Here is an 11,565-nt window from a genome sequence, read left to right on the forward strand (position 1 = left end):
CGGCCTCAAAGAGGCCAGACCGAGCCCTGTTCGGGCACCAGCGCACGCCATTTGATCTCGTGCTCGATGCGCTGGCGCAGCATGTCGGACGCCTCGCGCTCGCCATGCACCACATACACCTGCCCGGGTGCGCTGGGCATTTTGTGCAACCAGCTCAACAGCTGGTTCGCGTCGGCATGGGCCGAGGCCGATTCGATTTGCGCCACCTCGGCCCGCACCGCCACATCCTGCGCGTGGATTCGGAGGGTGCTGTGGCCATTGGCCAGTGATGCGCCGCGCGTGCCCGGCGCCTGGTAGCCCGTCAGGATCACCATGTTGCGGTGGTCGCCTGCGTATTGCGCCAGGTGGTGCAGCACCCGCCCACCCGTGGCCATGCCGCTGGCCGCCAGAATCACCATCGGACCGTGCCGCCGCGCTAGGGATTTGGACTGCTCGGGGGTCTCCAGCATGGTGGCCACATGGTCCATGTTGCGCACTTCCTGCACGCTCAGGCGGTGCTCACCCGGGTGGCGCTCAAACAAGGCCGTGGTGTGGATCGCCATTGGGCTGTCCAGAAAAATCGGCAAGCCTTTGGGAATCTCCCCGGCAGCTTTGAGCTGGGCAATGGTGTGCAACACGGCCTGCGCCCGACCCACGGCAAACACCGGCACCACCGCCACACCGCCGCGTGCAGCCAGTTTTTTCAACAGCGGTCCCAGCTCCTCGAACAGCTTTTCCTTGGGGTGCTGGCGGTCACCGTAAGTCGACTCGATCAGCACCGTGTCGGCCTGCGGTGGTGGCTCCGGCGGGTTCATCAGCGGGTCGTCGGGGCGGCCCAGATCGCCCGAAAACAAAATCCGCCGACCTGCCACATCGAGCAGCAAACTGGCTGCACCCAGGATGTGCCCGGCGGGCTGAAAGCGCGCCTTCCAGCCGCGAATGGGCTCGAACCACGCGCCCTGGTGCTCGGCGTGCAATTGCTTGAGGCAGTGGATGGCCTCTTGTTTGGTGTACAGCGGTAGAGCCGGAGCGTGTTTGGAAAAGCCATGGCGATTGGCGAAAAAAGCGTCTTCTTCCTGGATGTGCCCGCTGTCGGGCAGCAAGATGCTGGCCAGATCGCAAGTGGCCGACGTGGCATGCACCCGGCCTCTAAAACCGTTTTTGACCAACAAGGGCAAGTAGCCGCTGTGGTCCAGGTGGGCGTGGGTCAGCACCACCGCGTCAATGAGAGCCGGGTTCGCGGGCAGGGGGTTCCAGTTGCGCAGGCGCAGCTGTTTGTAACCCTGGAACAGCCCGCAATCGACCAGCAGCCGCTTCTGGTTGTGCTCGATCAGGTATTTGGAGCCGGTGACGGTATCGGCTCCGCCGAGGAAGGTGATGGTGGCGCTCATGCTTCGCATGCTGCCTTCAAAAGCAAAAGCCTGCTTGACGCAAGTCAAACCCCGGTGGGGTACAACAAAGCCATCTTGTCATACCCGCGAACGCGGGTATCCATGGCAGTCGAAGACATGGACCCCCGATCGGGTCGGGGGTGACCATTCAATTGTCATGTCCGCATCCAGTGCGGCCGAAGGCATGGATCCCCGATCAGGTCGAGGGGACCATCCAAGTGTCATGCCCGCGAATGCGGGTATCCATGGTGGTCGAAGGCATGACCCCCGACAGGTCGGGAGAGACGAACGCAGTTCAGCCGCCGAAGAAGCCCTTCAACTTGTCGGTCCAGCTTTCGCCACTGGGTTGGTGTTTGCCGCCGCCTTTTTTCAGGGACTCTTCAAACTCCTTGAGCAGCTTTTTCTGGTGCTCGGTGAGCTTGACCGGCGTTTCCACCGTGATGTGGCAATACAAGTCGCCCGGGTAGCTGCCGCGCACGCCCTTGATGCCCTTGCCGCGCAAGCGGAACTGCTTGCCCGTCTGGGTGCCTTCGGGGATGTCGATCGCCGCTTTGCCGCCCAGGGTCGGCACCTCGATTTCGCCGCCCAAAGCCGCTTTGGAAAAGCTGATCGGCACCGCGCAGTGCAGGTCGTCGCCATCGCGCTCGAAGATGTCGTGTTTCTTCAGCCGGATCTCGATGAACAAATCGCCCGGTGGCCCGCCATTGGTGCCAGGCTCGCCATTGCCCGCGCTGCGGATGCGCATGCCGTCGTCGATACCCGCCGGGATTTTGACTTCCAGTGTTTTCTGTTTCTTGACCTTGCCTTGCCCGTGGCAAGTGCCGCAGGGGTCGGGGATGATCTTGCCCGTGCCCCGGCAGTGCGGGCAGGTTTGCTGCACGCTGAAAAAGCCCTGGCGCATCTGCACCTGGCCCTGACCGTGGCAGGTCGAGCAGGTCTTGGCGCTGGTGCCGGGCTTGGCGCCCGTGCCGTGGCAGGTGTCGCACTCGTCCCAGCTCGGGATGCGCAGCTGCGAGTCCTTGCCGTTGGCCGCTTCTTCAAGCGTGATTTCCATCGCGTAGCTGAGGTCCGCACCCCGGAACACTTGACGCCCGCCGCCGCGCCCACCGCGGCCCTGGCCTCCAAAGATGTCGCCGAAGATGTCGCCAAACGCATCACCGAAACCGCCAAAGCCTTCGGCACCGCCACGCATATTGGGATCGACCCCGGCATGGCCATGCTGGTCGTAAGCCGCGCGTTTTTGCGGGTCTGACAGCATCTCGTAGGCCTCTTTGACCTCTTTGAATTTGGTTTCGGCGTCTTTGGCCTTGGCGTCATCCCCCTGGTTGCGGTCGGGGTGGTACTTCATCGCCAGCTTGCGATAAGCCTTTTTGATGTCTTCGTCCGAGGCGTTTTTGGCAACGCCCAGCACTTCGTAAAAATCTCGTTTTGTCGCCATGACTTTCAGGCCTTTACATGCAAAAAACGTCCCGAGACTTGCCCGGGACGTTGGGGGTGTTTGTGGGAGGCCACCCCTGTGGCCGATTGCAATCGCGAGCAGGTGCTCGCTCCCACGGGATGGCCCACAGCATCCATGCGGGCATCAGCCCTTTTTGACTTCCTTGACTTCCGCGTCCACCACGTTGTCGTCTTGGGGCTTGGCTTCGGCTGCGCCTGCACCCGCAGCGGCTTGCTGCGCTTGCATGTCGGCGTAGACCTTTTCGCCCAGCTTCTGGCTGGCGGTCATTAGCGCTTCGGTTTTGGCTTCGATGGCGTCTTTGTCTTCGCCCTTCAAAGCTTCTTCGAGCGCCTTGCTGGCTGTTTCGATGGCTTCCTTTTCGGCCGCCTCGATCTTGTCGCCGTGCTCGGTCAGGCTCTTCTTGACGCTGTGCACGGCGGCTTCACCAGCGTTGCGGGCCTGCACCAGTTCGAGTTTCTTCTTGTCTTCGGCAGCGTTCAGCTCGGCGTCTTTCACCATTTGCTGAATTTCTTCTTCCGACAAGCCCGAGTTGGCCTTGATCGTGATCTTGTTTTCCTTGCCGGTGCCCTTGTCCTTGGCGCCCACGTGCAAGATGCCGTTGGCGTCGATGTCGAACGACACTTCGATCTGAGGCGTGCCGCGGGGTGCGGGTGGGATGCCTTCGAGGTTGAACTCGCCCAGCAATTTATTGCCAGAAGCGATGTCGCGCTCGCCCTGGAACACCTTGATCGTCACCGCAGGCTGGTTGTCTTCGGCGGTCGAGAAAGTCTGTGCAAACTTGGTCGGGATGGTGGTGTTCTTGGTGATCATCTTGGTCATCACACCGCCCATGGTTTCGATGCCCAAAGACAAAGGCGTCACGTCGAGCAGCAGCACGTCGGTGCGGTCGCCGGACAAGACCTGGCCCTGGATCGCAGCGCCCACGGCCACGGCTTCGTCGGGGTTCACGTCCTTGCGGGGCTCTTTGCCGAAGAACTCCTTGACCTTCTCCTGCACCTTGGGCATGCGGCTCATGCCGCCCACCAGGATCACGTCGTGGATGTCGCTCACCGACACGCCAGCGTCCTTGATGGCCATCCGGCAAGGGGCGATGGTGCGCTCGATCAGCTCTTCCACCAGCTGTTCCAGCTTGGCACGGGTCAGCTTGACGTTCAGGTGTTTGGGGCCTGTGGCATCGGCGGTGATGTAGGGCAGGTTGACGTCGGTCGAGGCCGAGCTGGACAGCTCGATCTTGGCCTTTTCAGCGGCTTCTTTCAGGCGTTGCAGGGCCAGCACGTCCTTGGTCAGGTCCACGCCGGATTCTTTCTTGAACTCGGCAATGATGAAGTCGATGATGCGCTGGTCGAAGTCTTCGCCGCCCAGGAACGTGTCACCGTTGGTGGACAGCACTTCGAACTGCTTTTCGCCATCGACATCGGCGATCTCGATGATGGACACGTCGAAGGTGCCGCCACCCAGGTCATACACCGCGATTTTGCGGTCGCCTTTTTCCTGCTTGTCCAGGCCAAAGGCCAGGGCCGCAGCGGTGGGCTCGTTGATGATGCGCTTGACGTCCAGACCGGCGATGCGGCCAGCGTCCTTGGTGGCCTGGCGCTGGGCGTCGTTGAAGTAGGCGGGCACCGTGATGACGGCCTCGGTCACTTCTTCGCCGAGGTAGTCTTCGGCGGTTTTCTTCATCTTGCGCAGGATTTCAGCGCTGATCTGGGGGGGGGCCAGCTTGTTGCCGCGCACCTCCACCCAGGCGTCGCCATTGTCGGCTTTGGTGATGGTGTAGGGCATCAGGTCGATGTCCTTTTGGACTTCCTTCTCGGCAAATTTGCGACCGATCAGGCGCTTGACCGCGTAGAGCGTGTTTTTGGGGTTGGTCACCGCCTGGCGCTTGGCCGAGGCACCGACCAGGATTTCGCCGTCTTCCTGGTACGCAATGATCGACGGGGTGGTGCGAGCGCCTTCGGCGTTCTCGATCACTTTGGTCGTGTTGCCTTCCATGATGGCCACGCACGAGTTGGTGGTGCCCAGGTCAATACCGATGATTCTTCCCATTTTGATGCTCCGAAATTGGTTAAAAGTACAGATGTTTTGCAGTTGGGGCGGGGTGAACGCTTTTCAAGTCCCCTTACGCCCAAAAAGGTCATATTGGCTGTCATCCCGGCCCCCGAGCCGGGATCCATCCATTTGAAGTCATGGACCCCGGATCAAGTCGGGGGTGACAGTTTGGGTAGGAAGTGGGTTTTATTTTGACGCCGTGACCGTGACCAGAGCTGGGCGCAACACCCGGTCGGCGATCTGGTAGCCCTTTTGCAGCACCGTGACCACAGTGTTGGGCTCCTGCTCGGCAGGGACCACGCTGATGGCTTGGTGGTGGTGTGGATCGAACTTGGTGCCCGCTGCGGGTGCAATTTCAACCACTTTGTTGCGTTCCAGCGCGCTTTTGAGCTGGCGCAGGGTGGCTTCCGAGCCTTCGCGGATCTGCTCGATCGTCACGTTGGGGATGGCCAGACCCGCTTCCAGGCTGTCCAGCACGGGCAGCAGGCTGTCGGCAAAACTCTCCACGGCGAATTTGCGGGCTTTGGTGATTTCGTCGTCGGCACGGCGGCGGGCGTTTTGCACATCGGCCTGGGCGCGCAGGTACTGGTCGGCCAGATCGGCGTTTTGGGCCTTCAGGTTCGCCAGCTCGGCCTGGGCATCGGCCAACGGGTCGGCCGGGGTGGTGGCTGCGGCGGCCAGTTCTTCGTCGCTCAGGGGCTTGGGGTTGGGGTTTTGTGTGGCTTCTGACATGAGCAATCTGCGCAAAAAAATGAATACCCCTTTTAAATAGGGGCGTTGTTCAGGGCTTCAAGAGGGCAAGAAAAACCCGCCGAACGGCGGGTCAGGTGGGTGCCAGTCTGGCGCAGGCTCAGTCCAGGGCCAGCAGTTCCACATCGAATTTCAGGGTGGCATTGGGCGGAATCACACCACCCGCGCCGCGGGCACCATAGCCCAGCTCAGGGGGGATGATCAGGGTGCGCTGGCCGCCCACTTTCATGCCGGCCACGCCTTCGTCCCAGCCCTTGATGACCATGCCGGCACCTAGACCGAACACAAAGGGGTCGCGGCGGTCGCGACTCGAATCGAACTTGGCGCCTTGCTCGCCGTCCTTGTAGAGCCAGCCGGTGTAGTGCACGGTGACGTCCTGGCCTGCAGTGGCTGTGGCGCCTTCGCCCACGACGGTGTCTTCGTATTGCAGGCCGGAGGGGGTGGTGTTCATGGGAAGGTCCTGTCAGTCAGTGTCCGGAGCCATCGGTCGGCTTTCCGGGATGTGGAAAACACAAAATTATGCCAGCCCTCAGCGGAGCTGGTCGGTTTCCTGAAGCAAGCGCACCAACTCAGGGGTCCCGGCGATGCCCAGTTTTTCCATGGCCCGTTGACGGTGAAACTTCACAGTACGCAGCGTGATGTTCAGCTCCAGAGAAACGCCCAGGTTGGTCATACCCCGAGCCACCATGCGCGCCACACTCAATTCCCGCTCACTCAGGGTGTTGAGCAATGCGTTCACCTGCTGCTGGCGACGCGCCTGCTCCAGCTGTTGGCGGTTCATGTGCAGCGCTTTATGTAAGGTGCTCATCAGTTGATCGGCTTCAATGGGCTTGATCAAAAAGTCCATCGCACCCGCTCTAAAACCCGCCACCGCATCTTTGGTGCTGCTGCCTCCGCTCATCAACACAAGAGGCACATGGCCTTGTTGCACCAGGCGGGCCTGTAACTGCAAGCCGTCCATATCGGGCATCTTCACATCGCAGAGCACACACACCGGACCCGGGTGCAACGGGCGATTGAACTCCAGTACCTGCAGGTAGGCGCGCGCTGAACTGTAGGTCTCGCAAGCATAGCCATCGAGCTCGATCAGGTTACGAAAAGCTTCCAAAATGCCCTGGTCGTCGTCAATCACCACCACACGGCCGAGCGCGCAGCGCTCAGCCAACTCGGGGTCCAAAGCGTTCTGTTCAAGAGAGGCGGGTGGCTGGTTCATCCGGGGCGACGAGGGGGTGATGGCACGGTAAAACCAGTGTGACCACCGCGCCGCAAGAGCCAGGATTATCTAGCAAAAGAGAGCCATGGTGCTGACGGGCAATGCTTTCGACAACGAAAAGCCCTATACCCTGCAGGCTGTGCGCGTGCTGCGCAGTCTGTGCGAACTCGCGCAGCAGCACCTCCTTGGGCAGCCCCGGGCCACTGTCGCTTACATACAGACGCACCTGCTCAAGCTTGGACTCCAGCGTTACAGACACCCGTCGCTCCGCTGCCCCTTGGACCGCCTCAATGGCGTTGCGCACTAACTGAAGCAGTGCCTGCGACAGCTGCAGCTCATCGCCCAGCACCCATACCGGCGGCATGCGCGCGGGAAACTGCAGTACCGTCCGGCGGTTGATGGCTTCTTGGCGCAGCAGTAAATCCACCTGGCGCAGTACGGCGGTCATATCCACCGGCTTGCCCTGCGTGGGCGTTGACCGCAACAAGTGGCGAATGCGCTCGATTGTCTCGCCCGTCCGGCGCAGCTCGGATACCAGATACTCCAAACCATTTTGAAGCCGAGCCACGTTCAGAGGGGCCTGTCTAAGGGCCCACAACTGCGTCTCGACCTGCAACAAAGCTGCAGTCAAGGGCTGTGTCATGGCATGTCCCAGTGAATCGGTCAACATGCTCAGCAGACGTTCGCGATCCAGGTGCACCAAGGCCCGCCGGCGTTCTTGCCACTGTTGGGTGCGCGCTGCCTGGCGGGCCACACTCAGTTGGCTGCGCTCGACGCGGTCAAGCGCCAAGCCCAGATAGGCCATGCTGGCCACCAGCGCCACAATCAGCGTCAGTAGATTCACCACCACACCAACAGGGCCGCTGGCGGCGATGAGAATGTCCGAAGAGCCCATGGATGCCGAGATCAAATTGGACAGCACACCGCATGCTTGCAGCCCATAAACTACCGCGATCGTGAGGGCATTGCGGCTTTTTTCAGATTGACCCACCTGCCAAGCGGCCCAGATCAAAAGCACCAAAACCCCCAAATTGACCAAACGAATCACCACCCCAATCGTGGGCGCTGAGGCGTACGGCAGCAAAAGCGCTAAGACCGCTGCATAAGCCAATGTTCCCAACCCAATCAACCACCAAGACCAAGCGCGCCCTGTGTCCATGCGCAAGCTTTGCGCTGCCAGCCAAGCTCCTAGCGCCAGCAGGGGGTGACCCACTGCGTAACTCAGCAGGTCGTGGATCTGCCCGCGTGCACCCATCAGCAACAAACCCATGCCTCCCAGCATGCCGCCAACGCACCATATCAGTGGTGCCCGCTCGCGCGGCATGCGCAAGATCAGCCAGATACTCAGTGGCAGCAGCAGGTACAGAGTGCCCGCCACCAGCAGCAAGGTGCGGTTGTCCAAACTCAGGCTCATCCTGCACCTCTGATATCGCACGGCAAACTCAGCCGCGCCTCGGCCCCACCGCCAGGGTGGTTTTGCAAGGTCAAATCGCCATGGTGTTGGCGCATGATGTCGCACGAAATTGCCAGTCCCATGCCCAAACCATGCTCGCGCGTGCTCACAAAGGGCTCGCCCCAACGCGCCAGAACCTGCGCGGCCACCCCTGGGCCGTGGTCGCGAATCAGCACCCGAATTTGCGTCTCGTCGGCTTGCGTAGACACTTGCAACCAGCGCGGAGGGTTTGATTCCATGGCTTGCGCGGCATTGCGAAACAGATTCACCAGCACCTGTGACAGCGCTACTTCATCAGCTTGGCACCAAAGCGGTACATCGCCTAAAGCGCGGTCCACCCGCACGCCTAGACGATGCCATTCCCCATCCAGCAAATCCAAAGCTTCGTCGACTACCTTGCGCACATCGACACGTCGCAGCGTCACACTGTTCTGCAACTTGGCCCGTCGGATGCGACCCAAAATGAGGCTGGCCCGTTCAATGCCGTTCACCACTTTTTGCAGCAAATCCACCAACACCGGCACTTCGGTGCGGCCTGCCACCAGTCGCCGTTGCGCCACCTGGGCCTGTGTCAAGGCGGCCGTCAAAGGCTGGTTCAGTTCGTGCGCCAGTGCGCCCGACACCAGCACCATGCGTTCTTGCCGGTCCAGCTGGCGCAGCTGCGTGTCCAGTCTGGCGGTCTCTTCGGCCGCAGCTTGCGTGGTCGCATCGCGTGCTCGCATTTGCATGGCCTGGTCTAGCACCATGCCGGTATAACAAAAGTGGCCTATTGCCGAGGTCAGCAGCGCCAAGAATGCGATCAGGCTCGCATCCCATGTGTTGCTGAACGGGCTGGGTTGTGTGCCGATGCCAATGCCCATGAGGGCCTGTGCCCACAGTCCCAACCCCAGCAACAAATAGCTCACCCCAATGGCTGCTGCATTGTGGCTGCGCCAACGCAGCGCCAAAGGCCAGGCCAGGCCGGCGGTGTAAATGGCCAATCCTCCCAACGCCCAACGCATGCCCATGCCCCGCACCTGAGGGTCAAAGGCCCGCAGCAACACGCTGTAATAGATGAGGGCGAGTACCGCCCACAGCACCAATTGCAACGCTGACCAAGGCCGCCCGCGTAACACCCGCAAAGACTGCGACCAGCCCACAAAGCTGAGCAGCAAAAGGGTGTTGCCGCCCTGAAAACTCAGCCAAGGTGCGATCCAGGGCCGCAACCCCATCAAGGTAATACCTAATCCCGCCAGCACACTGCCCACACACCACCAAGCCACCGCCTGAGCGTGACGGCGCCCAGTGGTCCACCAGACCAGCAGCGGCAGCATCCAGAACAGCAAAGCTGCCAGGATCAGTGTGGTTTGGCTGTCGAGCATGGAAAAAGATTTTGGTGAATTTAATGGGTTGCGATGGATTTTGGAGGATCTGTAGCCTTTGTGAACTGCCCTCAAGGACAGTGCCGCCCTGACTGCGCCAGGGCATCGGCAATTTCCAAGGACCCACCATGGATCGCTACGTTCCTCGCGATGACCCGAACCCGTCACTGCGAGGAGCGAAGCGACGCGGCAGTCTACCTACTGACGGAAGCGACACGGCAGTCCACCAATTGTGGTTATGCCACTGAAAGTTTTATTGAAGTAATTGTTAAATTTAATATTTAGTAATTCAAATTATTCAAACCAAGGTGCTCCGCCTGTACTTTGGGGCAGTTCACTGAATTTGTTAGTTCTCATAACCTCAGTGCTCGAATTTTAAAAGTGCGACTTGATATGCGCCCAGAAGGGCGTCTCAGTCAGACGTCACCTCAGTCATTTTCTTGGGAGCCCCATTCATGAAGACAGATTTCATCCGCATGCCTCGTTTCGCTGCCCTTATTCAGCCTGAGTGGGGCAACAGTCTGCGTACGTCCTGTCTGGCCGCCTCCTTACTCGTGGCTCAGACCTTGCAAGCCCAAACGTTGGGCGCCGCAGCCCAGCAAGTGCTGCAGGATTACCCCTCCATCAAGGCTGCCCGCGCGGGCGTGAGCGCTGCTCAGGCTGAGCTCGATCGTGCCCGCGGTGGTTACAGTCCGACGCTCTCGCTCAATGCCTCTGCCAACAAAATCCGTGACAGCGACGCGGACCAGGACCTGATGGCCACGCCCATGCTCAACTGGAGCTTGCCGATCAACGGTCGCGTGGCCGCAGAAAACACCCGTGCCAGCCGCGCTCTCGAAGTTGCTCATCACAAAGTGGCCGTGACCGAGCAGGACTTGGCGCTGCAGTTGTCCGAGAGCTGGCTTGCCGTGGTGCGCGGCCATCGCATGTTGCAGCTGGCTCAAGAAAACGTGCAGTCGCACCAGAGCCTTCTGGGTGACATCCGCCGCATGGTTGAAATTGATGCTGGCCGGGCGCTGGACCTCACGCAAGCCCAGGTCCGATTGGACGCTGCCAGCACCAACTTGGCCCAGCGCCAGGCCGAGCTGGACCAGGCCCAGGAAAAGTTGGCCCGTTTCACCCCAGCGCAGCAAGCCGCACATTTTGCTCAGTACCCAAGCCTGCGCAAAGCCGTGCCGACTAATCTGGCTCAGGCCCAAGAACAGCTCAGCAACCCCGCGGTGGCCCAGGCGCGTGCGCAAGTGGCCGAGATGCAGGCCCGTATCGACGCCGCCAAGCGTCTGCATTACCCCACGCTTGACGTCTCGCTCGGTCGTCAGCACTTGGGTGCGGTCACCGGCAACCGCTTGGTCGCGCAGGCCAATTTCAGCCTGCCATTGTGGAGCGGCGGCCAGACCGATGCAGGCATCCGCTCTGCCGCAGCGCAAGCCCTGGCCGCGCAAGACACCCTGACCGAAGTTGACCTGACCGTACAGGAACGCCTGCGTCAGGCCTATGTGGAGCTGGCTGCTGCTCAGACCCGCTTGCAACTGGCCGAGCAGCAACGCGCCAGCGGCGCCAAGCTGGTGCAGGGCTACCGTGAGCAGTTCAAGATGGCCCGACGCACTTTGCTGGACCTGCTCAATATCCAAAGTGAATATGCCGGTTACCAGCAGGCCCACGCACAGGCCGAACACGACATCACCGCAGCCCAATTCCGCATCAGCGCCGTGCTGGGCCAGCTGGCACAGAACTTCACACAACCGTGATAGCGATGAGGCAGTCCATGGATGGCTTCGTGCTTCGCCATGACGGTGCCTTTGTCACTGCGAGGAGCGCAGCGATGCGGCAGTCCATGACAGCCACCACGACCCAATCTGAACAAAACCCCGGCAGCCGTTGAGGCTGCCATCGCATTTCCAGTCACGAACAAC

The 11,565-nt window shown here is 60.9% G+C and carries 9 protein-coding genes; 1 reads left to right on the plus strand and 8 read right to left on the minus strand.

The window, feature by feature from the left end; genetic code table 11:
* Nucleotides 1-5: 5 nt before the first annotated feature.
* The 8 genes from ACZ5RT_RS03595 to ACZ5RT_RS03630 all read right to left on the minus strand — a co-directional run bounded on the left by ACZ5RT_RS03595 (nucleotide 6) and on the right by ACZ5RT_RS03630 (nucleotide 9,652).
* Nucleotides 6-1,370 (minus strand): MBL fold metallo-hydrolase RNA specificity domain-containing protein, encoded by a 1,365-nt coding sequence (locus ACZ5RT_RS03595; RefSeq protein ID WP_464453529.1) that lies wholly within the window; start codon nucleotides 1,368-1,370, stop codon nucleotides 6-8.
* A 295-nt stretch (nucleotides 1,371-1,665) separates the two neighbouring features.
* On the minus strand, nucleotides 1,666-2,808 hold the full coding sequence (gene dnaJ / locus ACZ5RT_RS03600; RefSeq protein WP_291929422.1) for a molecular chaperone DnaJ: 1,143 nt from the start codon (nucleotides 2,806-2,808) through the stop codon (nucleotides 1,666-1,668).
* Nucleotides 2,809-2,952: 144 nt separating this feature from the next.
* Entirely contained in the window at nucleotides 2,953-4,872 is a 1,920-nt protein-coding gene (gene dnaK, locus ACZ5RT_RS03605) for a molecular chaperone DnaK (protein ID WP_291929423.1), read from the minus strand.
* Between the two features lie 189 nt (nucleotides 4,873-5,061).
* A complete protein-coding gene (grpE, locus tag ACZ5RT_RS03610; protein ID WP_291929424.1) occupies nucleotides 5,062-5,607 on the minus strand; it encodes a nucleotide exchange factor GrpE in 546 nt (181 codons plus the stop codon).
* 118 nt (nucleotides 5,608-5,725) lie between these two features.
* Complete coding sequence (locus ACZ5RT_RS03615) at nucleotides 5,726-6,076, minus strand: FKBP-type peptidyl-prolyl cis-trans isomerase (RefSeq protein ID WP_291929425.1); 351 nt, start codon at nucleotides 6,074-6,076, stop codon at nucleotides 5,726-5,728.
* Nucleotides 6,077-6,154: 78 nt separating this feature from the next.
* On the minus strand, nucleotides 6,155-6,838 hold the full coding sequence (locus ACZ5RT_RS03620) for a response regulator transcription factor (RefSeq protein WP_464453530.1): 684 nt from the start codon (nucleotides 6,836-6,838) through the stop codon (nucleotides 6,155-6,157).
* Entirely contained in the window at nucleotides 6,813-8,216 is a 1,404-nt protein-coding gene (locus ACZ5RT_RS03625; RefSeq protein ID WP_464454187.1) for a sensor histidine kinase, read from the minus strand. Before ACZ5RT_RS03625 ends, ACZ5RT_RS03620 begins: the two co-directional genes overlap by 26 nt.
* Nucleotides 8,217-8,248: 32 nt before the next feature.
* Complete coding sequence (locus ACZ5RT_RS03630) at nucleotides 8,249-9,652, minus strand: sensor histidine kinase (protein ID WP_464453531.1); 1,404 nt, start codon at nucleotides 9,650-9,652, stop codon at nucleotides 8,249-8,251.
* 455 nt (nucleotides 9,653-10,107) lie between these two features.
* On the opposite strand from ACZ5RT_RS03630, the gene ACZ5RT_RS03635 reads away from it, so the two are divergent.
* Nucleotides 10,108-11,400 carry a TolC family protein gene (locus ACZ5RT_RS03635; RefSeq protein ID WP_464453532.1) on the plus strand — a complete coding sequence of 431 codons (1,293 nt, stop codon included), beginning with the start codon at nucleotides 10,108-10,110 and terminating at the stop codon, nucleotides 11,398-11,400.
* The last annotated feature ends 165 nt before the right edge of the window (nucleotides 11,401-11,565 follow it).

The sequence above is a fragment of the Limnohabitans sp. TEGF003 genome (assembly GCF_055395455.1).

Bases quoted from the DNA above. Each gene is read 5' to 3' on its own strand.
- ACZ5RT_RS03595 (WP_464453529.1), bottom strand. From the start codon at position 1,370: ATGAGCGCCACCATCACCTTCCTCGGCGGAGCCGATACCGTCACCGGC.
- dnaJ (WP_291929422.1), bottom strand. From the start codon at position 2,808: ATGGCGACAAAACGAGATTTTTACGAAGTGCTGGGCGTTGCCAAAAAC.
- dnaK (WP_291929423.1), bottom strand. From the start codon at position 4,872: ATGGGAAGAATCATCGGTATTGACCTGGGCACCACCAACTCGTGCGTG.
- grpE (WP_291929424.1), bottom strand. From the start codon at position 5,607: ATGTCAGAAGCCACACAAAACCCCAACCCCAAGCCCCTGAGCGACGAA.
- ACZ5RT_RS03615 (WP_291929425.1), bottom strand. From the start codon at position 6,076: ATGAACACCACCCCCTCCGGCCTGCAATACGAAGACACCGTCGTGGGC.
- ACZ5RT_RS03620 (WP_464453530.1), bottom strand. From the start codon at position 6,838: ATGAACCAGCCACCCGCCTCTCTTGAACAGAACGCTTTGGACCCCGAG.
- ACZ5RT_RS03630 (WP_464453531.1), bottom strand. From the start codon at position 9,652: ATGCTCGACAGCCAAACCACACTGATCCTGGCAGCTTTGCTGTTCTGG.
- ACZ5RT_RS03635 (WP_464453532.1), top strand. From the start codon at position 10,108: ATGAAGACAGATTTCATCCGCATGCCTCGTTTCGCTGCCCTTATTCAG.